25 protein-coding genes are annotated in these 24,007 nt (G+C 73.5%); 15 read left to right on the forward strand and 10 right to left on the reverse strand.

Annotated features, from left to right (window positions below):
* The first annotated feature begins 182 nt into the window (after nucleotides 1–182).
* The 4 genes from ACFWIS_RS27265 (at nucleotide 183) to ACFWIS_RS27280 (ending at nucleotide 4,381) form a co-directional block, all read left to right on the forward strand.
* Entirely contained in the window at nucleotides 183–1,559 is a 1,377-nt protein-coding gene (locus ACFWIS_RS27265; RefSeq protein ID WP_380462435.1) for an ABC transporter family substrate-binding protein, read from the forward strand.
* 118 nt (nucleotides 1,560–1,677) lie between these two features.
* Nucleotides 1,678–2,043 (forward strand): DUF485 domain-containing protein, encoded by a 366-nt coding sequence (locus ACFWIS_RS27270; RefSeq protein WP_380462436.1) that lies wholly within the window; start codon nucleotides 1,678–1,680, stop codon nucleotides 2,041–2,043.
* Complete coding sequence (locus tag ACFWIS_RS27275; protein WP_380462437.1) at nucleotides 2,040–3,791, forward strand: cation acetate symporter; 1,752 nt, start codon at nucleotides 2,040–2,042, stop codon at nucleotides 3,789–3,791. The genes ACFWIS_RS27270 and ACFWIS_RS27275 overlap by 4 nt, the downstream gene beginning before the upstream one ends.
* 2 nt (nucleotides 3,792–3,793) lie before the next feature.
* Nucleotides 3,794–4,381, forward strand: a complete 588-nt coding sequence (locus tag ACFWIS_RS27280; protein ID WP_380462438.1) for a cysteine dioxygenase — start codon at nucleotides 3,794–3,796, stop codon at nucleotides 4,379–4,381.
* A 121-nt stretch (nucleotides 4,382–4,502) separates the two neighbouring features.
* On the opposite strand, the gene ACFWIS_RS27285 is transcribed toward ACFWIS_RS27280, so the two are convergent.
* Nucleotides 4,503–5,315, reverse strand: coding sequence for a class I SAM-dependent methyltransferase (locus ACFWIS_RS27285; RefSeq protein ID WP_380460870.1), 813 nt, complete (start codon nucleotides 5,313–5,315; stop codon nucleotides 4,503–4,505).
* 254 nt (nucleotides 5,316–5,569) lie between these two features.
* On the opposite strand from ACFWIS_RS27285, the gene ACFWIS_RS27290 reads away from it, so the two are divergent.
* Complete coding sequence (locus tag ACFWIS_RS27290) at nucleotides 5,570–6,076, forward strand: DinB family protein (RefSeq protein ID WP_380460868.1); 507 nt, start codon at nucleotides 5,570–5,572, stop codon at nucleotides 6,074–6,076.
* A gap of 24 nt (nucleotides 6,077–6,100) precedes the next feature.
* Here ACFWIS_RS27290 and ACFWIS_RS27295 read toward each other — a convergent pair whose 3' ends face one another.
* Entirely contained in the window at nucleotides 6,101–6,604 is a 504-nt protein-coding gene (locus tag ACFWIS_RS27295) for a hypothetical protein (RefSeq protein WP_380460866.1), read from the reverse strand.
* Between the two features lie 209 nt (nucleotides 6,605–6,813).
* Nucleotides 6,814–8,538 carry a CehA/McbA family metallohydrolase gene (locus ACFWIS_RS27300; RefSeq protein ID WP_380460864.1) on the reverse strand — a complete coding sequence of 575 codons (1,725 nt, stop codon included), beginning with the start codon at nucleotides 8,536–8,538 and terminating at the stop codon, nucleotides 6,814–6,816.
* A 459-nt stretch (nucleotides 8,539–8,997) separates the two neighbouring features.
* Here ACFWIS_RS27300 and ACFWIS_RS27305 point away from each other — a divergent pair, with 459 nt between their 5' ends.
* Nucleotides 8,998–9,663: a polysaccharide deacetylase family protein gene (locus ACFWIS_RS27305; protein ID WP_380460862.1), complete on the forward strand. Its 666-nt coding sequence runs from the start codon at nucleotides 8,998–9,000 to the stop codon at nucleotides 9,661–9,663.
* 116 nt (nucleotides 9,664–9,779) lie between these two features.
* Here ACFWIS_RS27305 and ACFWIS_RS27310 read toward each other — a convergent pair whose 3' ends face one another.
* The 3 genes from ACFWIS_RS27310 to ACFWIS_RS27320 form a co-directional block, all read right to left on the reverse strand.
* On the reverse strand, nucleotides 9,780–10,163 hold the full coding sequence (locus ACFWIS_RS27310; protein WP_380460860.1) for a barstar family protein: 384 nt from the start codon (nucleotides 10,161–10,163) through the stop codon (nucleotides 9,780–9,782).
* A 135-nt stretch (nucleotides 10,164–10,298) separates the two neighbouring features.
* The gene (locus ACFWIS_RS27315; RefSeq protein ID WP_380460858.1) at nucleotides 10,299–10,952 is read right to left on the reverse strand and encodes a 4'-phosphopantetheinyl transferase; all 654 of its coding nucleotides are present in this window, start codon (nucleotides 10,950–10,952) and stop codon (nucleotides 10,299–10,301) included.
* A gap of 112 nt (nucleotides 10,953–11,064) precedes the next feature.
* On the reverse strand, nucleotides 11,065–11,289 hold the full coding sequence (locus ACFWIS_RS27320; RefSeq protein ID WP_380460856.1) for a hypothetical protein: 225 nt from the start codon (nucleotides 11,287–11,289) through the stop codon (nucleotides 11,065–11,067).
* Nucleotides 11,290–11,572: 283 nt separating this feature from the next.
* Between ACFWIS_RS27320 and ACFWIS_RS27325 the strand changes: the two genes are divergently transcribed.
* The 3 genes from ACFWIS_RS27325 (at nucleotide 11,573) to ACFWIS_RS27335 (ending at nucleotide 14,251) form a co-directional block, all read left to right on the forward strand.
* Entirely contained in the window at nucleotides 11,573–12,058 is a 486-nt protein-coding gene (locus tag ACFWIS_RS27325; protein ID WP_380460854.1) for a cysteine/serine endopeptidase inhibitor, read from the forward strand.
* Between the two features lie 214 nt (nucleotides 12,059–12,272).
* Nucleotides 12,273–13,826, forward strand: coding sequence for a hypothetical protein (locus tag ACFWIS_RS27330; RefSeq protein WP_380460852.1), 1,554 nt, complete (start codon nucleotides 12,273–12,275; stop codon nucleotides 13,824–13,826).
* Nucleotides 13,827–13,891: 65 nt separating this feature from the next.
* Nucleotides 13,892–14,251 carry a hypothetical protein gene (locus ACFWIS_RS27335; RefSeq protein WP_380460850.1) on the forward strand — a complete coding sequence of 120 codons (360 nt, stop codon included), beginning with the start codon at nucleotides 13,892–13,894 and terminating at the stop codon, nucleotides 14,249–14,251.
* Nucleotides 14,252–14,342: 91 nt separating this feature from the next.
* Here the strand turns inward: ACFWIS_RS27335 and ACFWIS_RS27340 are convergent, their stop codons facing one another.
* Nucleotides 14,343–14,729 carry a hypothetical protein gene (locus tag ACFWIS_RS27340; protein ID WP_380460848.1) on the reverse strand — a complete coding sequence of 129 codons (387 nt, stop codon included), beginning with the start codon at nucleotides 14,727–14,729 and terminating at the stop codon, nucleotides 14,343–14,345.
* On the opposite strand from ACFWIS_RS27340, the gene ACFWIS_RS27345 reads away from it, so the two are divergent.
* The 6 genes from ACFWIS_RS27345 (at nucleotide 14,728) to ACFWIS_RS27370 (ending at nucleotide 18,583) form a co-directional block, all read left to right on the forward strand.
* On the forward strand, nucleotides 14,728–15,051 hold the full coding sequence (locus ACFWIS_RS27345) for an ATP-binding protein (protein ID WP_380460846.1): 324 nt from the start codon (nucleotides 14,728–14,730) through the stop codon (nucleotides 15,049–15,051). The genes ACFWIS_RS27340 and ACFWIS_RS27345 overlap by 2 nt on opposite strands.
* Nucleotides 15,052–15,072: 21 nt before the next feature.
* Nucleotides 15,073–15,555, forward strand: a complete 483-nt coding sequence (locus ACFWIS_RS27350; protein ID WP_380460844.1) for a flavoprotein — start codon at nucleotides 15,073–15,075, stop codon at nucleotides 15,553–15,555.
* A gap of 142 nt (nucleotides 15,556–15,697) precedes the next feature.
* Nucleotides 15,698–16,651, forward strand: coding sequence for a DUF6528 family protein (locus tag ACFWIS_RS27355; protein WP_380460872.1), 954 nt, complete (start codon nucleotides 15,698–15,700; stop codon nucleotides 16,649–16,651).
* A 266-nt stretch (nucleotides 16,652–16,917) separates the two neighbouring features.
* A complete protein-coding gene (locus tag ACFWIS_RS27360; protein ID WP_380460842.1) occupies nucleotides 16,918–17,229 on the forward strand; it encodes a hypothetical protein in 312 nt (103 codons plus the stop codon).
* Nucleotides 17,226–17,831: an acyl-CoA thioesterase gene (locus tag ACFWIS_RS27365; protein ID WP_380460841.1), complete on the forward strand. Its 606-nt coding sequence runs from the start codon at nucleotides 17,226–17,228 to the stop codon at nucleotides 17,829–17,831. The genes ACFWIS_RS27360 and ACFWIS_RS27365 overlap by 4 nt, the downstream gene beginning before the upstream one ends.
* Before the next feature lie 356 nt (nucleotides 17,832–18,187).
* On the forward strand, nucleotides 18,188–18,583 hold the full coding sequence (locus ACFWIS_RS27370; RefSeq protein WP_380460839.1) for a DUF2267 domain-containing protein: 396 nt from the start codon (nucleotides 18,188–18,190) through the stop codon (nucleotides 18,581–18,583).
* Nucleotides 18,584–18,615: 32 nt separating this feature from the next.
* Here the strand turns inward: ACFWIS_RS27370 and manA are convergent, their stop codons facing one another.
* The 3 genes from manA to ACFWIS_RS27385 all read right to left on the reverse strand — a co-directional run bounded on the left by manA (nucleotide 18,616) and on the right by ACFWIS_RS27385 (nucleotide 23,948).
* Nucleotides 18,616–19,815, reverse strand: coding sequence for a mannose-6-phosphate isomerase, class I (gene manA / locus ACFWIS_RS27375; RefSeq protein ID WP_380460837.1), 1,200 nt, complete (start codon nucleotides 19,813–19,815; stop codon nucleotides 18,616–18,618).
* Between the two features lie 23 nt (nucleotides 19,816–19,838).
* A complete protein-coding gene (locus tag ACFWIS_RS27380; protein WP_380460835.1) occupies nucleotides 19,839–20,765 on the reverse strand; it encodes an ROK family protein in 927 nt (308 codons plus the stop codon).
* Between the two features lie 75 nt (nucleotides 20,766–20,840).
* Nucleotides 20,841–23,948, reverse strand: a complete 3,108-nt coding sequence (locus tag ACFWIS_RS27385; RefSeq protein ID WP_380460833.1) for an alpha-mannosidase — start codon at nucleotides 23,946–23,948, stop codon at nucleotides 20,841–20,843.
* Nucleotides 23,949–24,007 lie beyond the last annotated feature (59 nt).

Genomic DNA, 24,007 nt, shown 5'->3' on the forward strand with positions numbered 1-24,007 from the left:
CCTCGATCCCTGGCGCCACGGGTCCGCTCGCACACAGACTGGCTGCCGCACGGTCGTGCACCCACCCCGCGGGCACCTTCGACGAACAGGGCAACCCCTTCAACGTCAACGGCACCCTGAACGCCCTGCGGATCTGGTCCTGGTACAACGCCGACGCCATCACCTACTCGCCCACCGGCGAGGTGCAGTACAACCCGGACTACTACAGCGACGTGAAGGTCTCCGTCGAGGGCGGTGACCAGAAGGTCGTCATCACCCTCAACCCCAAGGCCGTCTTCAACGACGGGACCCCCATCGACTGGCGGGTTATCGAGGCCACCTGGAAGGCCAACAACGGTTCGAACAAGGACTACGCGGCCAACTCCACCGACGGCTACGACCGCATCACCTCCGTCACCCGGGGCACGGACGACAGGCAGGCGGTCATCACCTTCAAGGGCGTCAACGCCTCCTGGTCTGCGCTGTTCACCACCTTCCTGCACCCCGAGGCCGCCACCGTCGACAACTTCCACAAGGCGTACGTGAAGACGGCCCACCCCGAGTGGGGCACCGGCCCGTACACCGTGGGCACCTGGGACGCCCACTCGGGCAACATCACCTTCGTGCGCAACCCCAACTGGTGGGGCAGGAAGGGCAAGCTCGACAAGCGCGTCTACGTCAACCTGGAGAGCGCCGCCTCGATCAACGCCTTCAAGAACGGCGAGCTGGACTACACCTCCGCCGTGGACGCGGAGAACCTCAAGCAGGTGAAGGCGGTCAAGGACACCGAGATCCGCAGCGGCGGCAGCCCCTTCGAGTACTCGCTGTACCTCAACGCCAAGTCCCCGCTCCTCGGTGACATACAGGTCCGCAAGGCGGTGCAGGAGAGCATCGACCGCGCGCAGATAGCGAAGATCCGGTTCCAGGGCCTCGACCACACCGAGCCGCTGCCCGGCTCCGCGGTGCTCTACAGCTTCCAGCAGGGCTACCAGGACAACGTCGCGGCCGTTCTGAAGGACGACCCCCAGGAGGCCCGGAAGACCCTGGACGCGGCCGGCTGGAAGCCCGGGGCCGACGGCATCCGCGCCAAGGACGGCAAGCAGCTCGAACTCGGCTACACCCTTCTCGGCGACGACCCCATCGAGAAGGCCACCGCCGGGGCTTTCACCGCGATGCTCAAGGCCGTCGGCGTGAAGCTGGGCGTCAACAAGGTCTCCGAGAACGACTTCTCCAAGGTGCTCAGCGAGCGCCGCTTCGACCTGTTCATCTCCGGCAACCGCTCGACGGACCCCTTCGGCGCGCGCTACCTGTGCGACTTCTACTGCTCGGACCGCGACTCCAACATCACCGGAGCCGGCACCCCCGAACTCGACCAGGAGATCCGCGCCACCGGCCAGACCGCCGACCTCGGCCAGCAGACCGCGGCCGTCAACAAGGTCGAGCAGCAGGCCCTCCAGCAGTACGCCTTCCTGCCGCTCTACAGCGGCCCCTCCACCTACGGCATCCGGAAGGGCCTCGCCAACGTCGGCGCCACCATCTTCTACAGCCCGCTGCCCGAGACCATCGGCTGGCAGAAGTAGCCATCCGTGCGCCGTCGCCGGGGGCCGGGGCGCTGGTGATCGCGCGTTGATCACTTGTCTACCGGGCACTTCTACGGTCGGGCCATCGGCAAGTTCCGCACCGTTCCGAAGGACCCACATGACTGACCCGGCCGCGTCGTCGCGCGGTGACACACCCTGGATCGGCGACGATCCGAGATTCACCGAACTACGCTCCACCTACCGCAGGTTCGTCTTCCCCGTGACGGCGGCGTTCCTGCTCTGGTTCCTGGCGTACGTCCTCTGCTCCGCCTACGCCCGTGGGTTCATGGCGACCAAGATCGCCGGGCACGTCAACGTGGCCCTGGTCTTCGGACTGCTGCAGTTCGTCTCGACCTTCGCCATCGCCCTGGCCTACGGCCGGTTCGCCGCCCGGCGGCTGGACCCGCTGGCGGCGGCGCTGCGGAAGGCGGCGGCCTCCGGTCGCCGCGACGGTGACCAGGAGCCGACGGAGATCAAGGCATGACACAGCACCTTTCCCACGCCGCCGCGACGGCACAGGCGGCACAGGTGGCGTCGACGTCGACGTCGAACAAGGGCCTGACCATCGGCCTGTTCGTGGCCCTGGTGGCGGTGACCCTGGTCATCACCCTGTGGGCCCGGCGCAGCACCCGGGGCACCGGCGGCTTCTACACGGGCGGCGGCGAGTTCTCCGCGCTGCAGAACGGGATCGCGATCTCGGGCGACTACCTGTCCGCGGCCTCCTTCCTCGGCATCGCCGGGATCATCGCGCTGGCCGGGTACGACGGCTTCCTGTACTCGATCGGCTTCCTGGTGGCCTGGCTGGTCGCGCTGCTGCTGGTGGCCGAACTGCTGCGCAACACCGGGCGGTTCACCATGGCCGACGTGCTCGCCGCGCGGCTGCGCAGCGGGCCGATGCGGACCGCCGCGGGCGTGTCGACCATCGTGGTGTCGATCTTCTACCTGATCGCGCAGATGGTCGGTGCGGCCACGATCGTGGGGCAGCTGCTCGACGTCAAGGGCAGCGCCGCGCAGGTGTGGACCATCGTCGGGGTCGGTGCCCTGATGATCGTCTACGTCGTGGTCGGCGGGATGAAGGGCACCACCTGGGTGCAGATCGTCAAGGCGGTGCTGCTGATCGCCGGCGCGGCCACCATGACGGTGTGGGTGCTGGCGAAGTACGGGTTCAACATCAGCCACCTGCTCGGGGACGCCGCGGCGGCCTCCAAGAAGGGCGACGCCTTCCTCCAGCCCGGCCTGAAGTACGGGGCGACCGACGGCTGGTCGAAGCTCGACCTGGTCAGCCTGGGCACCGCGCTGGTGCTGGGTACCGCGGCGCTGCCGCACGTGCTGGTCCGCTTCTACACCGTTCCGACCGGCCGGGACGCCCGCAAGTCGGTCAACTGGTCGATCGGCATCATCGGGGTCTTCTACCTGATGACCCTGGTGCTGGGCTTCGGCGCGGCCGCGCTGGTCGGCACGGCGACGATCAAGGAGAAGGACCCGTCCGGCAACACCGCCGCGACCCTGCTGGCCGAGCACCTGGGCGGCGGCGCCGGCAGCACCGGCGGCTCGCTGATGCTGGCCTTCATCGCGGCGGTCGCCTTCGCCACCATCCTGGCGGTGGTCGCCGGGCTCACCCTGACCTCCTCGTCCTCGTTCGCCCACGACCTGTACGCCAGCGTGATCCGCAAGGGCCGGGCCACCGAGCGGCAGGAGCTGATCACCGCGAAGATCGCCGCCGTGGTCATCGGCGCCGTCGCGGTCGCCCTGTCGATCTTCGCCCGGGACCTCAACGTGGCGTTCCTGGTGGCGCTGGCCTTCGCCATCGCGGCCTCGGCCAACCTGCCCGCCATCCTGCTGACCCTGTTCTGGCGGCGCTTCACCACCTTCGGCGCCAAGTGCGGCATCTACGCCGGCCTGGTCAGCGCGATCGGCCTGGTGCTGCTCTCCCCGATCTGCTGGGGCGGCGCCAGCGCCACCGTCCCCGCCGTGAAGCTGACGGCCGCCCAGGCGAAGGACTGCGGGGTGCCGACGGCCAGCAAGGAGGTCGGCAACGCCACGGCGCTGATCTCCTGCACCACCACCGCGCCGGTCCCGCTGCAGAACCCCGGGGTCATCTCGATCCCGATCGGCTTCGCCGCCGCCATCCTCGGCTCGCTCGCCGGCGGCCGTCGCCGCCGGGACGAGGACGCGGACGGACGATCCTTCGCGCAGCTGGAGGTCCGCGCGCTCACCGGGGCGGGGCGGTAGCCATGACGACGGGTTCCAACCTCGACGAGTTCCTCTCCGACCTCGATCGCTACGCCGCCGCCGACGTCCTGACCGCCCAGCTCACCGCGGACACCCTGCGCAAGTACCTGCGCGCCGGGCTGATCGTCCCCGCGGACCTGTGCGCCGGTGACACCGCCGGCTACGCCCAGCGGCTGCTGCACGCCGGGCGGACCCACTCCGTGGTGGCCCTGACCTGGCTGCCCGGGCAGGCCACCCCGATCCACGACCACGTCGCCTGGTGCGTCTCCGGCGTGCTGGAGGGCGTGGAGGTGGACGAGGCGTACCGGCTGTGGCGGATGCCCCGCTCCGGCCGCCGGGTGCTGGTGCCGTCCGGCCGGACCACCTGCTCCGCGGGCCGGGTGCAGCTGCTCGCGCCGCCGGACGAGGACATCCACCGGGTGTCCAACGGCGGCACCGGGCGGGCGGTCTCGCTGCACGTCTACGGGGCCGACATCTCGCTGAACGGCGGCACCTCGATCAACCGGGTCTTCGGGCAGGACGTCCTGGACGCCCCGCCGGACGGGGCCCGCCTGGTGAGCTGGCGGCATCCGGACGGCCTGGCACCCTGAGCGACGACTCACCAGGGCCTGACCGGTCCACCGCGACCTGACGGGCCGCCCGGAGGTGGGCGGCCCGTCAGGTCGCGGTCGTCGCGCGCCGGGGCTCGGGCCTGTCAGACGGGTGGCCGGGTCAGGCGCGGGTGGCGGTGACGAGGTGGTAGTCGAGGAGGCCGTCGCGCCAGGCGGGGAGGAAGTTGCGGCTCCAGTGGGTGGGCGGGACGGTGTCGGTGAGGTAGCGGTCGAGGCCGGGCCAGACGTCGGCGCCGATGGAGCGGGCGGTGACGTCGGTGAAGCCGGCGCCGGTGAGGTCGGTGGTGAAGGCGTCGAGGGGGTGGGCGACGTCGAGGCCGTCGGCGAAGCTGGCGAGCAGGATCTTGAGGCGTTCGGCGATCTCGGGCCCGGGGGCGGCGAAGAAGGTGGTGACGGCGAGGCGGCCGCCGGGACGCAGGACCCGGGCGGACTCGCGGGCGAAGGTGGTGAGTTCGCGGAAGTGCTGGGCGGCTTCGACGGAGTAGAGGCCGTCCAGGTGGCCGCCGGCGAAGGGGAGTCGGTCGGCCGAGCCGAGGGTGTAGGCGAGCCGGTCGGGGTAGGTGGCCAGGGCCCGGGCGTTGACGGCGCGGGCGCGTTCGATCTGGTCGGGGTGGATGTCGACGCCGGTGACGGAGGCGAAGCGGAACTCCCGTAGCGCGAGGGCCGCGCCGAGCCCGCGGCCGCAGCCGACCTCGGCCAGGCGCAGCTGCTCGCGCGGCTCGGGGAAGGTGTTCAGCACCCGGCGGTAGAGCTGCTCCTGGCTGTGCACCCGGTCCTCGGGGGACGGGGCGGTGAGGTCGATCCCGTGCCAGTCACCGAAGTTGATGAATCCGCCGGCGAAGCTGGCAGCCTTGGCGAGGTCATCGGCGCCGTACGTCCGGCGGACCGTCGGGGGGATGTGGTTGTGGTCCATGGGTGGTCGGGTCTCCTGCTCGGTGGGCGCCCGGCGGTCGGGCGCGCCGAGGTACGTACCCAAACCGGTGGCGGTCCGAACACGGTACGTGACCGCCCGGGTTCGGGGTTGACGTGACGTGGCGGCGGGCGGTGGCAGCCGGGGGCGGCCGGCGGTGGCGCCGGAAAACGCGGTGTCCGGCGGGGCGCCGGTTCGCTACAGTCCGCCGGGAACCCGAACCAACCGGGAACCCGAACCAGAGGAGTGACCGACCGATGAGCACCGACGACCGTCCCGTACCGTCACTGACCGGCGGCGAGCGCGACATGCTGCGTCAGTTCCTGGACTACCACCGGGCGACCCTCGCCATGAAGTGCGAGGGCCTCACCGACGAACAGCTGCGCCTGCGCTCCAGCCCGCCGTCCACGCTGAGCCTGCTCGGGCTGGTGCGCCACATGGCCGAGGTGGAGCGCACCTGGTTCCGCCGGGTGATCGACGGCGAGGACGTCCCGCTGGTCTGGTCCGAGGACGACTACCAGGTGGCCTACGACACCACCGGCGCCACCCGCGCCGAGGCCTTCGCCGCCTGGCAGAGCGAGGTCGAGCACTCCCGCCGCATCGAGCTGGCCGCCCCGTCGCTCGACGTGACCGGTTACCAGCCCCGCTGGCAGGCCGAGGTCTCGCTGCGCCTGGTGATGCTCCACCTGATCCACGAGTACGCCCGGCACAACGGCCACGCGGACTTCCTCCGCGAGGCCGTCGACGGCGTGGTGGGCGTCTGACGCCACTCGCAGCCGCAGCGGCCGCTACCAGCCGAGGAGGTGGGTGCGGGTGGTGAGGGCGGCGAGGAGGGACTCGGCGGTGGTTTCGGGGGTGAGGGGGGTGGTGTCGAGCTCGTGCGGGGTGGTGGGGGGTGTGGTGGTGAGGACGACGTGGTGGAGGGCGGCGCCGGTGGCGCGGCTCTCGCGGCGGAAGGTGTCGAGGGTGGCCGGGGGCTCGGTGCACTCGACGACGACCTGGTAGCCGCCGGTGGCGTAGGCGAAGGCGGCCTGGGCGGTGGCCGCGAGGGCGGTGGCGTGCTGGCGGGCCGTCTCGGGGAGCCCGTCCGGCAGCCGGCCGTTGCGGATGACCTGGAGGAAGTCGTCCGTCCGGAGGTGGACGCTGGGGCGCAGCTCCTGGGCGAGCAGCGCCGCGACCCGGCTGCCGCCCCCTCGTTCGCCGGCGGCCCCGGTGGGGTCGACGAGGACGAGGACGCCCCCGGCCCCCCGGCCGCCCCCGAGCTCCGGCCCACCTACGGTCGTACGGTTCACAGCTGCTGATCCCTTCGCGGGCCGGGGACGGGACGGGTACGGACGGGCAGCCGGGGCGAGGCGGTGGGAGTGCGAAGGAGCCGGTCGGCCCGGATGCGGACAGCCGACCGCCTCGTCCCCACGACTGATGCGTTTCGGGGATCAACCTAGTCCAAACGGGTGCCCCGAGTCGTCCCCCTCCAGGCCCGTGGGTGGGTCGGCGGGCGTGCTCAGTGCTCGTCGGTACGCAGCACGATCGGGTTGGTGAGGGCCGCCATCGGGCCCCAGGGGAGGTCCGCGCCCATCGTGTTGCCCTTGCCGGACGTGCCGTCGGCCCTGGGGTGGCGCACCTCGGCGCGGACGTAGCCGGCGAGCGAGGCGGTGGTGCGCCAGACGACCGTGCCGGAGCCGTCGGCGGACAGCGACTCCTGGTGCATCTGGCCCTCGTCGGTGATCAGGCGGACGGTGCCGCCGGGCACGCCGGAGACGGTGAGCCGGACGTCCACCGGGGCGTCGGCGGGGACGGTCAGCTCCTCGCCGATGCCCGCCTGGCGGCCGTGGCCGGTAGCGGTGAGGTCGAGCCGGACGGCGGCGGACTCGGCCAGCCAGCAGCGCCCGGCGCGCAGGCCGTCCAGGACGGCGTCCCGGGTGAGGTCCTCGGCGAGGACCACGTTGTGCGGCAGGCCGATGACCTGGGGCGCGCTGTGGGCGTCGCTGTTGCCCATCGCGGGCCGCCAGGAGCGGTCGCCGGATCCGCCGCCCGATCCTCGGCCGGATCCGCCGCCGCCGCGGCCGCCGCCTCGCAGGGCCGCGGCGAGCTGGGAGTCCCAGGTGTCGACGGCCGATTCGTCGTCGTACGTCCAGGGCCCGTTCCACACCTCGACGGCGTCGGCCTGGTCGTAGCCGAACTTCCACTGGCAGGCCACGTACGGGCAGTACGGGTGCGCGGGTACCACCAGACCGCCGGAGCGGTGGACCTGGCGGACGAAGCGCGGGAACTCCTCGTCGCGGGATCGGTAGCGCCAGTCGACGAACTGGCCCGCCTCCAGGCCGAGGGCCAGCCAGTGGCCGTTGCGGGTGGTGACCTCCTCGCCGGGGACGATCAGCAGGTCGGGGCCGGCCAGCGGACCCCAGACGGCGTGCGAGGAGCTGGTGTTGTGGTCGGTGGAGACGATGAAGTCCAGGCCGGCCGCGCGGGCCCCGGCGGCCACCTCCTCGGGCAGGCGGCGCCCGTCGGAGTGCACGGTGTGCAGGTGGCAGTCGCCGCGGTACCAGGCCCGGCCGCGACCGCGGGCCCGCTCCGGCGGGTAGTGCGGGGTGAACTCCGGCCCGGGCTCGCCGAACCGGAGGGTGACCTGGACGCGGTACTCCAGGCCCTGCGGGGCGACCTGGTACGGGCCCAGGACGACGTGCCAGGTGCCGGGGTTGATCGGGCCGGGGAGGTAGCCGGGGGTGGCGGAGTCGCGGGCGAGCGCGAACTCGGTGCGGAAGCCGCCGGACCAGCCGCGGAAGCCGTCCCCGCCGAGGTCGGTGCCGCGCTCGTCGAAGATGCCGATGTCGCAGGAGTTGCCGGGGGTGCCGGCCGGGACCTGCGGCTTGTCGTAGCCGTAGGAGACGGCGATCTCGCGGACGCCCTCGGGGACCTCGACCGGGAGGTGGACGAAGTCGGGGGCGCCGGTGGGGAGGTGTCCGGTGAGGATGAGGGTGCGGTCGTCGCGGTCCGGGCCCTGGCCCTGGCTGGGGCCTCGGCTCGGGGCGGCCGAGGCGGAGCCGGCGGTGGCGGCGCTCGCGGCCAGGCCGAGGCCGAGGGCGGTGGCGGCGCCGGTGGCGAGGCCGGTGCGGAGCAGGTCGCGACGGCCGGGGTTCGGTGCCTCGGTGGGGTTCGGCGGCTCGGTGGGGTTCGGTGGCTCGGCGGGGCGCTCGGGCTGGACGGGCGGGGTGGGGTCGGCGGGCATCGGGGCCTCCGGGCTGGGGTGGGCGGATCCGTCGGCACGCCTACCCCGGGGGGTGAACCCCGGGTGAGGCGGGGCCCACCGGGGTGGGGCGGGCCGGTGAAAGGGGACCGGGGCACGGGCGGGGCAAGTTGCGCTGAGTGACGATCGGTCGGTTCATAGTCATGTGCCGGTTGGCATGACAGGTGGCGACGGGTCGGTCTGGAGGCTGATGTGGCACTGAGTCGGCGGGTTCTGCTGACGGCGGTGGTGGCCGGGGGCGCGCTGGCGGGGTGCCGGGCGGGACGGGAGGTGGCGGGGGGCGGGGCGGCCCCGGCGGCCGGGTCGGCCTCGCCGTCGGCCACTCCTTCGGCTACTCCTTCGGGCACACCGTCAGTCGCGTCGTCGGCCGCGCCCTCCGCCGCCGGGTCCGCCGCCCCTCGGGAGCCCGGCCGGGCGGAGCTGGTCCGGCGCTACGGGGCCGTGGCGCCGACCGCGTGGGGTCTGGACCTCCCCGGGGTGGTCACCGGGCTGCCGGAGGGCGAGCAGGCCATGGCGCTCACCTTCGACGCCTGCGGGGGGCCCGGTGGGAGCCGCTACGACGCCGACCTGATCGACTTCCTGCGCGCGAACTCCGTCCCGGCCACCCTGTTCCTGAACGCCCGCTGGATCGACGCCAATCCGCAGATCTTCGAACAGCTCGCCGCCGACCGGCTGTTCGAGATCGGCAACCACGGCACCGTGCACCGTCCGCTCTCGGTGACCGGCCGCTCGGCGGAGGGGATCGCCGGTACGAGCGGGGTCGGCGAGGTGTACGACGAGGTGGCGGGCAACGCCGGCAAGCTGACCGAGTTGCTCGGGCGCCCGCCGCGGTTCTTCCGCTCCGGCACCGCGTACTACGACGACGTCGCCGTCCGGGTGGTCGCCGACCTGGGCGAACGCATCGCCGGGTTCACCGTGAACGGGGACGGCGGCGCGACGATGCCGGCCGCCGAGGTGCGGCGGGAGGTGGCGTCGGCGCCGCCGGGGGCGATCGTCATCGGGCACATGAACCAGCCGGGCCGGGGCACCGCCGCCGGGTTCACCGCGGCACTGCCGGGGCTGCTCGCGGCGGGGCGGCGGTTCGTCCGGCTGTCCGACGTGCTGTAGCTCCCGGGAGCCCGCGGGAGTTCCCGGCGCGTCACGCCGGGCGGGGCCACCACGCGGGGGCCGCCACATGGGGGCCGCCACACGGGGTCACGCCCCGCCCGGTCAGACCACGCGGGTCAGAGCAGGCGGAGGCCGCCCGGGTGCCGCTCCTCGATGATGTCGACCAGCCAGTCGTAGACCGTCGGCCCCTTGCCCGCCTTGGCCGCGGCCAGCTCGGCGGCGACGTACGCGCGGCTCTCGGGGTGGGCGCCGGCGAGCCGGCGCTCCAGCTGGCGGACCGTCTCCGGGTAGCCGAGGCTGCGGCGGGAGGCCTCGTGGTGGCGCCACTCGATGACGTAGTCGTCGTCATCGGGCGTGCCGAACCCGCCGCTCAGGCAGTCGGCGAAGGCGTCGAGGTTGCGGCCGAAGTAGCCGTCGACGCCGATCTCCCGCCCGACCACGTCCCAGAAGTCCTCCAGGCTGCCGATCTCGTTGCCGTCGATCACATAGGTCACCGTCACGCGGTCGAGGATATGCCCGGGCGGCGAACCGCCGGGTGACGAACGGTTGCGACGGGATGATCAACGGCTACGGTTCGACGGCTTCGGCTTCGGCTTCGGCTTCGGCTCCGCAGCTACGGCTCGACGGCTCGACGCTCACGGCTCGACGGCGATCGCGGTGGCGAGCAGTCCGTCGCGCACCGCCCAGCGGCCGTCGAAGCCGTCCAGCCGGCGGCCGCCGACCACCGGGCCGGGGACCAGCAGCCGGGCGGTGAAGGTGCCGTCGGGGGAGAGGTCGAGTTCGGCCTCGTGGAAGTCCAGCCAGAGTTCGGTCAGCGGGAACCAGGCCTTGTAGACGGACTCCTTGGCGCTGAACAGGATCCGGTCCCACGGCGTGGCCGGCTGTGCGGCGGTGAGCGCGGTCAGCCGCTGCTGCTCGACGGGCAGGGCGACGGATCCGAGGACGCCCTCCGGGAGCGGCAGCGCGGGTTCGGCGTCGATGCCGAGCGAGGCCAGGGCGCCGGCCCGGGTGACGGCGGCCGCGCGGAACCCGTCGCAGTGGGTGAGACTGCCGACCACGCCCTCCGGCCAGCTCGGTGCGCCGCGCAGGCCGGGGACGAGCGGGCGGTACGGGACGCCGAGGCGGGTCAGGGCGGTGCGGGCGCAGTGGCGGACGGTGGTGAACTCGCGGCGGCGCTTGTCCACGGCCCGGGCGACGGCCGCCTCCTCGGCGGGCTCCAGCCGTGCCTCGGGCGGGTCGTCGTAGGCCACTTCGGTCACCACGACGTCCGGCAGCAGGTCCCCGATCACGCGTTCCCCCCCTAGGTCGGCAGCGCGGGCGGCGGGCCGCGCGGGTCGAGCCTAACCCGGGCGGGCGGTCCCGGTCGGTGATCTTCGCCAACCGGACCGGGACCGGGGAGGGTTACTGGCCGAGCAGGTGGGCGAAGTCCAGTCCGAGGCTGCCGAGGACGGGCAGCGCGCCGAGGTCGGTGACGCCGCCGACCGGGATGCTGTAGCCCTGGTTCACCTCGCGCTGGTTCACCTCACGTCGGGTCGCCTCGCGCTGGGTCGCGGCGGCCGGCGCCGCAGCGGCCAGGGCCGGGGTCAGGACGGCGCCGAGGAGCAGGGCGGCGAGTGCGGTGCGCATGGGGCGGGCCTCCGGAGCGGGCGGGGGTGACGGTCTGTCAACACCCTCCGTGGCGGGTTGGTCACGCATCTTCGCCCCTTCGGCCGCTTTGGTAAAGGTTCTTGACTTGTGTTCATGGCAACAGTGGGGAGGTCTGGACCAGGCCGAGGTGGAACGCATACGTTCCCTTCACCGGGTGGGCGTCGGGTCGGATCGGACCGCCGAACTGCACTGCGGCTTCGGCGACTTCTGCCTGTCATGCCCATGACCATTCCCGGGACCGACGAACCGGAGGGAACGAACCATGCGCGCCATCGGCAAGAACCTCAGGATCCTCGCGGGCGCCCCGCTCGCCGCCGCCGCCCTCATCGCCCTCACGGCCGGCTCCGCCAGCGCCGCGATACCGCTCAACAAGCCGATCACCGGCAAGGCCACCTACTACAACGACGCCGGCTACGGCGCCTGCGGCACCCGGATCAACGCCGCCGACCAGCTGCTGGTCGCCGTCCCGCACTCCTGGTGGACCTCGGCCAACCCCAACAACGACCCGCTGTGCAAGGGCATTTCGGTCAAGGTGAGCTACCAGGGCAAGACCATCACCGTGCCGGTGAAGGATCAGTGTCCGTCCTGCGACTCCACCCACATCGACCTCAGCCAGCCCGCCTTCGCCAAGCTCGCCCCGCTCGACAAGGGCGTGATCAACGGCCTCACCTGGCAGTTCGTCAAGACCGGGGCGAACGGCAAGACCGTCGAGCTGTCCGAGCCGGTCACCGGCTCGACCATCGGCTGACGCCCCGGACGCCTGCCCGCCCCGCCCGCCCCCGGTCTCCAGGTGCGGGGCGGGCGCGGCGCGTTCGGGCCGGGGTGGGGCAGTCGATCCGGCGATTCCTCGTGCGGGGTGCGGTCGTCCCTGACTAGACTCCCGCACCGTCGTTCGGCCGTACCGTAGGTAGCGTCGCGTCGTGCGGTCGTCCCGTACCGAATTCCAGCCCCACGGAGGAGTCTTGGCCTCGATCACCCTCGACGCCGAGCGCCGCGTCCGGGCCGACGCCGGACGTGTCCGGGTCGCCGCCGTGGAGGCGCTGCGCTCGCTCGGCTTCCAGGTCACCGCGGAGCTGGCCACCGTGGTGGAGGCCCGGCGCGGCTCGGCCGTCCGCTCGGCGATGCTGCTGCCCGACGAAGTCCCGCTGGCGGCGCGGCTGCAGTTCGCCGCGGACCTCGACCACGGCACCACGGTGTCGCTGCACCTGACCGACCGCGCCGTCTCGGTGGTCGCCCTGGGCGTGCAGGCCCCGTACGTGACGGCCTACCAGAGCGCGCTGCTGGCCCTGGACCAGGCGCTGACCGGTCTCGATCCCGACGCGGCGGCCGGCTTCCCGCAACCCCGCTGGTGGGCCCGGGCGCCCCAGGCGGACGCGCTGGCCCGGCACCACCAGACCGGTCAGCGGGTGGTCGGCGGCGTCACCGCCCTCGTCAACGACCGACTCTCCGGCGCGCCCCGGGCCACCGGACCGTCCCTGTGGGGCGGGGTCCAGGGCGTCGTCTTCCACTCCCGGGAGGGCGCCGTCGCCCTGGACCGGGGTGCCCTCATGGGCCTGTTGGCGATCCCGGTGCTGATGAGTCGCCGACCGGACGGGGTGCCGGAGCAACTCGGCGCCGAGGTAGCGCAGTTGGCCGCAGCGGTCGAGGGAAGCGTCGCGGCGGTCGGCTGCGGCGTGGTGAACGTGCGGGTCGGCGGCGAACAACGCCCGGCCTTCGAGTTCCTGTACCGGCAGTTCGCGATCCGCTCCCGACTGCCCGTGCGGACCCTGTGCACCTGCCGGGACTGCCGGCAGACCAAGGTCGTCAACCTGGACCTCCAGCGGATGCGGGAACGGCGACGCCGACTGAAGATGATCACCTCCGTCGTGCACGCGACGCACGGCAAGGACGGTGAGGTCAGCCCCTTCCAGCTCTTCGGGGCGTTCCTCCAACACCGCAAGGTCGAACCCGACTTCATCTGCTCGCGCTGCGAGAGCACCGAGGCCGACGAGCACCCGGTGACGTTCTGCCCGGGCTGCGGGGAGATGCGGACGGAGGGGGCCCTGATCACCTGCGGGGAGTGCGGGTACGACTTCGAGGCGCTGGTGGCGGGGCTGGCGGTGTGGGGCGCGGCGCCTCCTCCGATGCCGCCGGTGCCGTCCGCGCCGCCGGTGCCGTCCGCGCCGCCGGTTCCGCCAGCGCCGCCGGTTCTGCCAGCGCCTCCGGTTCCGCCCGCGCCTCCGGGGCCACCGGGGCCGCCCGCGCCTCCGGCCATCCCGCCGATGCCGGCCGTTCCGCCGATGCCCACCCTCGCCCCGATGCCCGCGCCACCCGCCGTACCGCCGGGCTTCGGCCCGGCACCCGAGGGCTTCACCCCGCCACCGCCGCCGACCTGCGGGATCTGCGGCGGCAGCTACCCGGTGCTGTGGTCCGTCCAGGTCCTCGACGGCCCCAACCCCCGGCCGCTGACCGTCTGCCGCACCTCCCCGCGCTGCTCGCCGTCCTCCGTGGTCACCCCGGCACGGATACCGACCTGAGACGGACGAGATCGCCGGTTGCCGTAATCTCCGGTGGGAGCAGCGGGAGCAGCGGGAGGGCGAGGATGCAGGGGATCAGCTTCAAGGCGTGGCGGGGGCCGCACTACGTGACCGTGGCCGAACTGCTGCCCCTGCTGGGGGACTCGGCGCGGGGGCTGCGCTGGCGGGTCGAGTGTGAGGAACGGTGGGACCTCGCGGCGGAGCTGGAGCGCCGCTCGGCGGGCGAGGGCATGGACACCCCGACGCTGCTCGCCCTGGTGGGACCGGCGGTTCAGCTGGTCGATGCCGAGGCCACCGGGTACGCCGACGGGGAACCGGTCGTGGTGCTGACGGAGTTCGACAGCACGCTGTGGGAGATCCGGGTCGCCGACGAGCGCCTCCTGGACAGGTTCAGCGACCGCTACCCGGATGCCGCGCCGCTCTGAGCCGGATCCGCCCGCGCCTGCGGTCCCGCAGGCGCGGGTGGTCCGGCGCGGTCAGAGGTGGTCCGGCGCGGTCAGAGGTGGTCCGGCGCGGTCAGAGGTGGTGCTCGACGGCCTCGAAGATGTCGGCGTCGGTCTCCTGCTGCCACTTGGGCAGGTCGTCCCAGTCGGCGGTGTAGGCGGGCTTGGGGTCGGGGATGTGCTTGTGGATCTGGGCGATCCAGCAGAGCGCGACGAAGCGGCCCTTCTGCTCGCGGGAAAGCTTGGCGGTGGTGCCGCCGTGCCGCGCTCCTCGGCGAGGCGGGTGCCGTCGAACCGCAACCAGCCCCCGTTCCGCATCGGGCCTGTGAGACCGCCCACCAGCTGCGATGGCCGAGGGGTTGTTGATGACGAGTGGACTTCTGATCGCCGAGCGGGTGCCGACGCCGGCGACTGTGATGTTGCCGTATCGGCCGGAGTCGGCGGGGAAAGCCCGGCGCATGGTGCGGGAGAAGCCGGAGGAGTGGGGGCTGCCGGGGCTGGTCGATCCGGCGGAGCTGACCGTCGGCGAACTCGTCACCAATGCGGTGAGGACGGGGTGTCTGGCGCGGATGACCGTCACCGTTCGCCGGGTCGGCGAACGGACGGTGCGGGTGGCGGTGCGGGACGGGTCTCGGGTGCTGCCGGTGCTGATGGTGGCGGGGGAGGATGAGGAGGGGCATCGGGGGCTTGCGCTGGTTCACGCGTTGACGGGCCGGCGTTGGGGGGTCTCCGTCGGGGCGTTCGGGAAGACTGTGCACGCGGATCTGGTGGTGGGCCGCTGAGTGGAGAGGGGAGTGCGGGCGATGCCGATGCTGTACGTGGTGGTGTGTGCGGCGGGAGTGGCCGGTGGGGTGGGGGAGTTGGTGGCCGCTGCGCAGCGGCGGGGGTGGGAGGTGGGGGTGGTGGCGACTCCGCTCGCGATGGGGTTCATCGATGTGGATGCGGTCGAGGAGCAGACGGGCTTCCCGATCCGCTCCGCCTGGCGGAAGCCGGGGGATCCTCGACCGTTGCCGGATCCGGATGCCCTCGTCGTCTCGCCCGCCACCTTCAACACGATCAACAAGTGGAGCGCCGGGATCTCGGACACGCTCGCGCTGGGGATCCTGTGCGAGTCGTACGGGTGGGGGATCCCGGTCGCCGTTCAGCCGTGCCTGAGTGCGGCCCAGGCGGCGCATCCGGCGTACGAGGAGAGCCTGACCAGGCTGCGGCGGATGGGCGTGCGGATCGCGGAGTTCACACCGGGGTCGTATGACTGGATGCGGGCGCTGGACCTGTTGGAGGTCTGACCGGGCGGCTGGTCGGTTGCTCGGATCCCGGCAGGGCGCGTCCCGGCAGGGCGCGGGCACTGCCGACCGTGCGGGGTGCGGCGCCGTTCGGCCGAGTCGTGGTGCGGGGCGGTGCGGGAGCGGCCACCGTGGGGGCGTGCCGATGCGAATGCTGTCCGCCCTGTGCCTGGCCCTGCTGTGCTGCGTGCCCGCCGGCCGGGCGGAGGCGGGGCGGCCGGGCTGGCAGGTGGTGGTCGCCGACCAGGGCTCCCGGCGGGTGTTCGTGCTGCAGAGCGCCGAGGAGCTGATGGCCTACCAGGGCCCGGACCGGCTGCCGGTGGTGTGGTCCTGGAGCGCGGACCGGGCGCCGGACCTCGCCGATCTCGCCGTGGACCGCAGCTGGTCGCTGGTGGACGAGGCGAAGAGCCGGATCCGGCAGGGCCGCCGCTACCTGCTGACCACCGCCAGTGGCGGGCTCGCCGCGGTGGTGGAGACCGCCACCGGCCGGACGTACTGGGCCGCGGACCTGGGCCCCGGGGTCAACCCGCACAGCATCGAGCTGCTGCCGGACGGCGATGTCGCGGTGGTGGCCGCGGCCGGCTGGGTGCGGCTGTACGCGGCCTCGCAGGGGCCGCGGGCCACGGCGTACGCGGAGTTCGGGCTGCCCGGCGCGCACGGGGTGCTCTGGGACGGCCGGTCCGGGCTGCTCTGGGTGCTCGGTGACGAGGCGCTGGTCGGGCTGCGGGTGGGCGGTTCGCCGGCCGCGCCGACGCTGACCGCGGTCCGCACCGCCCCGCTGCCGGGCCGGGGCGGCCACGACCTCGCGCCGGTGCTGGCGGAGCCGGGCCGGTTCTGGCTGAGCACCCTGCGGGGCCTGTGGCGCTACGACCCGGCCGCCGACCGCTTCACGGCCGTACGGCTGGCCGATCCCGCCGCCGAGCGGGACGTCAAGAGCATCGGCGACGAGCCCGGGACGGGACGGCTGCTCACGGTGGCACCCGATCACTCCGCGGCCTGCGACTGGTGCACCTCGGTGATCCGGCTGCACCGGCCGGAGGGTGCGCGGACGCTGCGCGGCACCCACCTGTACAAGGCGCGCTGGTGGGGCGGCTGGTAGCAGATTCGTGACGGACCGTAGTCGATCTTGCTCGGCGGGTCGGCGATACCACCCGTTCTGCTTACCGCGTTCGGCTGATGGGGCATATTGTGTACCCCGGCAAACTACTCCAATGGAAGTCAGTTTCCCGTCGTGGTCCGAAAACCATCTGCGGACCCGCGCCGACTGGGATAGCGTCGAAGCAGTCGGGGGGCCGACACCGATCAGGGTGTATTCGAACGTCAGTTACCGGGCCGTAATGGCCCTAATTGGTCCTGGAGAAAAGCATGCGGAATTCCCCGGAGGAAAGCCGGTCGGACGCCATCGACGATCTGCAGCTCGCGGTCGACTCGCTGGCGGCCTTTCCGGCCCGGAGCGCGGCCGGTGCGGCGGACGTCACCGAACGGCTCGCCGCGGTCGCCGAACTCTGCCGGTCGGTCGACATGATGCTCGACAGCCTGGTCGTCCAGGCGGCCGCCGAGGCCGCCGAGGAGGGTTGGACGGCGGCCCGGATGGCGGCCGAACAGTCCGGCTATTACGCCAGGTTGCAGCGGGCGTTGCTCCCCACCGGCGCCGGCGCCGGGCTGACGCAGCAGTGAGCGCGCTGCACCCGGGCGTGCACGTGCTGTCCTGTCCCACCCGGTGGAGCGACGTCGACGAGAACGGGCACATCAACAACGCCCGGCTGGTCGGCTACATCCAGGAGGGGATTCACGACCTGCTCCGGCACCACGCGACCGCCGTCCGGCAATCGCTGTTTCCGTCCGGATTCATTATCGCCCGACACGAAATCGATTACCTGGAGCAGTTGCACCACCGCCCCGAGCCATTGTCGGTGCGGCTCACCGTGAAACACCTCGGACGGAGTTCCGCGCACGTCGAGGTGAATGTCTGCCGTGATCCGCTGACATTTATGAGGGCGCGGACCGTGGTGGTCGCGCGGGACCAGGAATCCGGGCGTTCGCGCAAACTCAGCCAGAACGAGCGGCGTTTTCTGTCGGCGTTTATGTCGGTCTCGGAGGCCGGTGCGGCCCCGGACACGGGGCGTGGCGACGGCCGGGCCGTCGGCAGCGCCGCTGCCGCCGCTGCCGGCGCGAGGCCGACGGCACCGGGGTCGGTGCCGCGCATGCCGGCCGGGGTCGGCGGCGGGGTGGGCTCCCCGCGGGGCCCGCGCCGCCGGTGTCGCACCTCGGCGGGCTGACCCCCGCCCACCCGTGGGCTCCCGTGCCGGTGACGGCGCGGGCCGGCGGCGTGATCGACAACGGCGTCGATCCGTCGGTCCGGCCTCCGGCCCCGCCCCGGCACCCCCTCCCGCGACGCCCCCGTCCCGTGGCACCTCCCTCCCGTGCCGGCCCCTCGCGTCTCCCGGCGCCCGTCGTCAAGGTTGCGTTCGGGACCGGGCCCCCGGCCGGATCGGCGGGTATCGCCGAGGCCGGACCGCAGTACCCTGAGCAGCACGGGAGCCGGTACGTCCCCCGGCGGTCACGGGCTGCGATGAGGCGGCCCCTCCGGACCCATCGCCGCCGGCCCGGCCCCGCAGGCCGGAAGGAGGACGCGATGACCATCTCCTCGGAGGACTTCCTCGCCCGCGTCGTGGAACGCGGCGAGTACCGGGGCGCGGCGGAGGCGGACCACGCCTCCCGGGTCGTGCTCGGGCTGCTCGGTGAGCACCTGGTGGGCGCGGAGCGGATGGAGATCGCCGACGCGCTGCCCGGGACGTACGCCTCGCTGCTCCGGGCCGCCGGACCCGCCGCGGAACCGCTGACCGCCGAGCGCTTCGTGGAGGCCGTGGTGGGCTGGATCGACGGCGCTACCACGGCCACGGCGCAGTGGGACATCGGGGCGGTGCTGAGCACCGTGGCCGACCTCGTCCCGGGGGACGTGGTCGACCGGGTCGTCGAGCAGCTGCCGGAAGGTTACGACCTGCTGTTCGGCCACCCGCTGCCCGCCTGAGGACACTCCTCGCCTGAAGCTCGGACCGGGACTCAGCCGCCCGTGGTGGCGCGGAACAGCTCCGCGCCCGGGCCGGTCAGTTCGACCGGTCCGGCTCCCGGGGGCAGGTAGGCGGAGGCACCCCGGGGCAGGTCCAGGGCGGGGAAGCCGGGGGAGTGCAGCCGGGCGTGGCCCGCGACGCACAGCAGGATCTGCGGGGTGGGCAGTTCGACACGGTACGGGGCGGCCGGCGGCCGGAGCCGGAAGAGGTGGAACTCCCCTGCGGGGGAGCGGAATTCGGCCTCCACGTCGTTCAGCGGGCGGGCGGTGCGGCGGACCGGCCCGGCCGCGCGGAAGGACGTGACGGCCAGTAGTCCGTCCACGTCTAGGTGCTTGTTGGTGAGCCCGCAGCGCAGCACGTTGTCCGAATTGGCCATCAACTCCACACCGGTGCCCCGGAGATAGGCGTGTGGCACCCCGGCGTCCAGGTACAGCGCCTGCCCGGCGCGGAGCCGGACGTGGTTGAGCAGCAGCGCGGCGAGCAGCCCCGGGTCGCCGGGGTGCTCGTCGGCCAGCCGGGCGTAAGCGGCGCAGGTCTTGGCGTAGCGGCCGCCGGCGGCCGCCGTGCGGTGCAGCGCCGCGGTGACGGCGGCGAGTCGGGAGCCGTCGGCGGCCGGCCGGGAGCCGTCGGCCCCCAGCGCCTGCCGGAGCAGGACGGGCAGCGCCTCGGCGGCGGGCCCCTCGCGCAGGGCGGCGGACCAGGGGGCCAGCACGCCGAGGGCGTCCAGCAGCCGGGCGGTGCCGGCCGCCGGGCGGAAGCCGCAGAGGGCCTCGAAGTCGCCCAGCGCGCACAGCAGTTCGGGCTTGGCGGAGCGGTCCTTGAACACCCGCTCCGGGGCGTCCACGGGAATGCCCCGGGCCTGCTCGTCGGCGTAGCCGGCCTCGGCCTGGGCGCGGCTCGGGTGGACTTGGAGGGAGAGTGCCCGGTCGGCGGCCAGCACCTTGAACAGGAACGGCAGCGCCGGGCCGAACCGCCGTACGGTGCCGGGCCCGAGCAGGCCGTCCGGGTCGGCGGCGATCAGCGCGTCGAGCGGCCTCCCGTCCACCCGGGACGGCGCGGAGGGGTGGGCGCCCATCCACAGTTCGGCCTGCGGGGTGCCGTCGGGTGCGGTGCCGGTGAGGGCGGGGACGGCGGTGCGGGAGCCCCAGTCGTAGCGGCGGACCGGGTTGTCGAGCAGGGCGTAGGGCGGCATGCCGGGGTCTCCGGGGGCAGGTGTCAGCGGCAGAGCGCGGCGGCGCCGATCAGCCCGGCGTCGGTGCCGAGTTCGGCGCGGCGCACGTCCAGGCCGCGGAGGTAGGACAGGGCGGCGGCGCGGTCCAGGTGGCGGGCGAGCGGGTCGAACAGCACCGCTCCGGCGGTGGCCACGCCGCCGCCGACGACCACCCGCTGGAGGTCGACCAGGGCGGCGGTGGCGGCGATCCCGGCGGCCAGCGCCTGGGCGGCCCGGTCGAAGGAGGCCAGGGCGACCGGGTCGCCGGCGGCGGCGGAGACGGCCACGGCGCGGGCGGTGCGGTCGGCGCCGGGCGGGCGCCAGCCGTCGGCGAGGGCCCGGCGGGCGATCGCGGTGCCGCTGGCCAGGCCCTCCAGGCAGCCGCGGGAGCCGCACGGGCAGGGCTCGCCGTCCAGTTCGACGGTGATGTGGCCGAGGTGTCCGGCGTTGCCGCTGGGGCCGGGCCGGACGGCGCCGTCCAGCACCAGCCCGGCGCCGACGCCGGTGGACACCACCAGGCAGAGCGCGTTGTCGGCGCCCCGGGCCGCGCCCTGCCAGTGCTCGGCGGCGGCCATCGCGACGCCGTCCCCCGCCAGGCGGACCGGACGGCCGGCCACCGCCGGGTGCCCGGCCACCTCGGCGACCAGCGGGAAGCCGCGCCAGCCGGGGATGTTGACCGGGCTGACGGTGCCGCCGGCGAGGTCGACCGGGCCGGCGCTGCCGATGCCGACGGCCGTCACGGCGGCCCAGTCGGGGGTGCCGGCGAGCTGCTCCAGCACCTTGTGGACGACGGCGAGCACGGCCGTGCCCGGCTCCCGCGCGGGGGTGGGCAGCTGGAGCCGGTGCCGTAGCCGCCCGGCGCCGTCGACCAGCGCCCCGGCGATCTTGGTGCCGCCGATGTCGACGGCGGCGAACAGCGGGGTGAACGGCATGGCGGGCTCCACGGGGATCGGCGGCGCCCCGGCCGGGCGGGGCCGGGGCGCTCTCACGGTACGCGGGACGGTCGGTCAGCGGGCCGCGCTGAGCCGCAGGGTGACCAGCTCGAACGGCCGCAGTGCCAGCCGGACCGCGCCGTCCGCCACCGTCACCTCGCCGCGGGTGCCGTCCCAGGGCCGCTCCAGCAGGTCGCAGGGGACGGCGCCGGCCAGCGGGAAGGAGGTGCTCAGCCGGCCGCGGACCCGGCCGCCGCCCGCCTCGTAGACCCGGACGATCAGGTCTCCGCTGCGGTCGTCGGCGAGCTTGACGGCGCTGACCACCAGGGCGTCGTCGTCCACCTCGACCAGGGGTGCCACCCGCTCGGCGCTGCCGGTGACCCGCCGCTCGGGCAGGCCGATCCGGTAGCCCTCGCGGACGGCGTCGCCGATCGCCGCGCCCGGGACGAGCGCGTGCCGGAAGCGGTGCAGGCCCTGGTCGGTCTTCGGGTCGGGGAAGCGCGGGGCGCGCAGCAGCGAGAAGCGGACGGTCGTGGTGGTGCCGCCGTCGGCCGGGCGCACGGTGCGGGTGACGTCGTGGCCGTAGGTGGAGGCGGTCACCAGGGCGACGCCCCAGCCGGGCTCGTCCAGGTGGACGAAGCGGTGGTTGCAGGCCTCGAACTTGGCGGCGTCCCAGCTGGTGTTGGTGTGGGTGGGCCGGTAGAGGTGGCCGAACTGGGTCTCGGCGGCGTAGCGCTCGGTGTGGACGTCCAGCGGGAAGGCGGCCTTGAGGAACTTCTCGGTCTCGTGCCAGTCGACCTCGGTGTCGATGTCGAGCCGCTGCTCGCCCGCGCGCAGGGTGAGGGTCTGGACGACGGTGGAGGAGCCGAAGGAGCGGGCGATCCGGACCTCGGCCCGGTCGTCGTCGGCCGAGGCGGTGAGGGAGTCCACGCCGGTGAGGTCGGTGACAGTGTTGCGGTAGAACTGGTCGACGTCCCAGGCGTCCCACATGTTGGGGAAGTCGGGGTGCAGCTGCAGCAGGTTTGCCCGGCTGCCGGGGGCGACGGTCTCCCGGCCGCTCGCCGTCTCCACCACCGAGCCGATCAGGCCGTCGGGGTCGACCACCACCTCCAGCAGGCCGTTGCGCAGGGTGAAGCCGCCGCCGTCGAGCGGGGTCGCCGTGCAGGCCGGACCGGCCGTGACGGCGACGGCCGCGCCGCCCGCCGGGACGGCCGAGCGCGGGTGCGGCGCGGCGTTGAACACCAGCTCGCGCCCGCCCTCCGCCGGACCGGCCAGCGCCTGCTGGGCCGCGCCGATCAGCGCCTCCAGCTCCCGGGCCAGCGCCGCGTAGGTGGCCTCGGCCTCGCGGTGCACCCAGGCGATCGAGGAGCCGGGCAGGATGTCGTGGAACTGGTGCAGCAGCACCGTCTTCCAGATTCGGTCCAGCTGCTCGTACGGGTACTCGTACGCCTCCTCGCTGCCGGTGCCGCTGCCGGTGCCGGTGCCGCTGCCGCTGCCGCTGCCGCTGCCGCTGCCGCTGCGCAACGCGGCGGTGGCGCACCAGAGTTCGGCCTCGCGCAGCAGGTTCTCGCTGCGCCGGTTGCCCTGCTTGGTCCTGGCCTGGCTGGTCAGGGTGGCCCGGTGCAGCTCCAGGTAGAGCTCACCGACCCAGACCGGCGGGTTCGGGTACTCGGCCTCGGCCTTGGCGAAGAACTCGGCGGGGTTCTCCCAGCGGACGGTGGCCGAGCCCTCCAAGTCCCGCAGCCGGGCCGCCTTGGCGACCATCTCGCGGGTCGTGCCGCCGCCGCCGTCGCCCCAGCCGGTCGGGGCGATCGAGTGCCGGGCCACCCCCTTGTCCTTGAAGTTCCTTGCCGCGTGGGCGATTTCGCTGCCCTTCATGGAGCAGTTGTAGGTGTCCACGGGCGGGAAGTGGGTGAAGATGCGGGTCCCGTCGATGCCCTCCCAGAGGAAGGTGTGGTGCGGGAACTTGTTGACCTGGCTCCAGGAGATCTTCTGGGTCAGCAGCCACTTGGAGCCGGCGTTGCGGATGATCTGCGGCAGGCCGCCGGTGAAGCCGAAGGTGTCCGGCAGCCAGGCCTCGTGGTTCTCGACCCCGAACTCCTCCAGGAAGAACCGCTTGCCGTGAACGAACTGCCGGGCCATCGCCTCCGAGCTGGGCATGTTGGTGTCGGACTCGACCCACATGCCGCCGGCCGGGATGAACCGGCCCTCGGCCACCGCCTTGCGCACCCGGGCGTACACCTCGGGCCGGTGCTCCTTGATCCAGGCGTACTGCTGCGCCTGGGACATGGTGTAGCGGAACTCCGGCTCGTCCTCCAGCAACGCGGTCATGTTGGCGGTGGTGCGGGCCACCTTGCGCACCGTCTCGCGCAGCGGCCACAGCCAGGCGGAGTCGATGTGGGCGTGGCCGATCGCACTGATCCGGTGCGCGGACGGCGCGGCGGGCACGGCCAGCACCGCCGTGAGCTCCGAACGGGCCTGCGCGGCCGTTCCGTTGACGTCCTGGAGGTCGATCGCGTCCAGGCAGCGCTCGACCGCGCGCAGCACCTCCCAGCGGCGGGAGCCGTCCACCGGCAGCTCGGCCATCAGCTCGCCGAGCACCTCCAGGTCCAGGGCCAGCTGCCAGACGATGTCGTCGAAGACCGCGAGGTCCAGCCGGGCCAGCTTGTACTGGGGCTGGTCGCCGGCCGTCTCCTTGTCGCCCAACTCGGTGGGCAGGAAGGGGTGGTAGTCGAGGATGACCGGGTTGGCGGCGGCCTCGACGTGCAGCAGCACCTGCTCGCCGCCGGCCGCCGGGGCGGCGATCCGCACCCACTGGTTGCGCGGGTTGAGGCCCTTCACCGGGCTGCCGTCCGGGCGGTAGACCAGGCCCTCGCACTGGAAGCCGGGCATGTTGGCGTCGAAGCCGAGGTCGATCAGCGCCTCGACCGTCCGGCCGGCCCAGGCCTCGGGCACGGTGCCGGACACGGTCAGCCAACTGGTGCCCCAGGGCGCACCCCAGGCGTCGCCGGCCGCGATCGGGGTGCGCGGCGCGGCCAGCCCCTCGGCCACCGGGACGGGCTCGCCGGGGGCGGTCCAGATGCCGGCCTCCAGCGGGACGGACTCGGGGTAGACGGCGGGGAGGATGCGCTCCTCCAGGACGCGCTTGAGGCGGGACTCGACGAGGGTGCGGTCATCGTGCATGTCGGCAGGCTCCGTTGCGTGCTGGGGTACTGACGGCTGAGGTACTGACGGCTGAGATA

The organism is Kitasatospora sp. NPDC127060 (assembly GCF_042724935.1).
GTDB lineage: Bacteria > Actinomycetota > Actinomycetes > Streptomycetales > Streptomycetaceae > Kitasatospora.

Coding starts and splice junctions, on each gene's coding strand:
- ACFWIS_RS27270 (WP_380462436.1), top strand. CDS start 1,678: ATGACTGACCCGGCCGCGTCGTCGCGCGGTGACACACCCTGGATCGGC.
- ACFWIS_RS27275 (WP_380462437.1), top strand. CDS start 2,040: ATGACACAGCACCTTTCCCACGCCGCCGCGACGGCACAGGCGGCACAG.
- ACFWIS_RS27280 (WP_380462438.1), top strand. CDS start 3,794: ATGACGACGGGTTCCAACCTCGACGAGTTCCTCTCCGACCTCGATCGC.
- ACFWIS_RS27285 (WP_380460870.1), bottom strand. CDS start 5,315: ATGGACCACAACCACATCCCCCCGACGGTCCGCCGGACGTACGGCGCC.
- ACFWIS_RS27290 (WP_380460868.1), top strand. CDS start 5,570: ATGAGCACCGACGACCGTCCCGTACCGTCACTGACCGGCGGCGAGCGC.
- ACFWIS_RS27300 (WP_380460864.1), bottom strand. CDS start 8,538: ATGCCCGCCGACCCCACCCCGCCCGTCCAGCCCGAGCGCCCCGCCGAG.
- ACFWIS_RS27320 (WP_380460856.1), bottom strand. CDS start 11,289: ATGCGCACCGCACTCGCCGCCCTGCTCCTCGGCGCCGTCCTGACCCCG.
- ACFWIS_RS27325 (WP_380460854.1), top strand. CDS start 11,573: ATGCGCGCCATCGGCAAGAACCTCAGGATCCTCGCGGGCGCCCCGCTC.
- ACFWIS_RS27335 (WP_380460850.1), top strand. CDS start 13,892: ATGCAGGGGATCAGCTTCAAGGCGTGGCGGGGGCCGCACTACGTGACC.
- ACFWIS_RS27345 (WP_380460846.1), top strand. CDS start 14,728: ATGGTGCGGGAGAAGCCGGAGGAGTGGGGGCTGCCGGGGCTGGTCGAT.
- ACFWIS_RS27340 (WP_380460848.1), bottom strand. CDS start 14,729: ATGCGCCGGGCTTTCCCCGCCGACTCCGGCCGATACGGCAACATCACA.
- ACFWIS_RS27350 (WP_380460844.1), top strand. CDS start 15,073: ATGCCGATGCTGTACGTGGTGGTGTGTGCGGCGGGAGTGGCCGGTGGG.
- ACFWIS_RS27355 (WP_380460872.1), top strand. CDS start 15,698: ATGCGAATGCTGTCCGCCCTGTGCCTGGCCCTGCTGTGCTGCGTGCCC.
- ACFWIS_RS27360 (WP_380460842.1), top strand. CDS start 16,918: ATGCGGAATTCCCCGGAGGAAAGCCGGTCGGACGCCATCGACGATCTG.
- ACFWIS_RS27370 (WP_380460839.1), top strand. CDS start 18,188: ATGACCATCTCCTCGGAGGACTTCCTCGCCCGCGTCGTGGAACGCGGC.
- manA (WP_380460837.1), bottom strand. CDS start 19,815: ATGCCGCCCTACGCCCTGCTCGACAACCCGGTCCGCCGCTACGACTGG.
- ACFWIS_RS27380 (WP_380460835.1), bottom strand. CDS start 20,765: ATGCCGTTCACCCCGCTGTTCGCCGCCGTCGACATCGGCGGCACCAAG.
- ACFWIS_RS27385 (WP_380460833.1), bottom strand. CDS start 23,948: ATGCACGATGACCGCACCCTCGTCGAGTCCCGCCTCAAGCGCGTCCTG.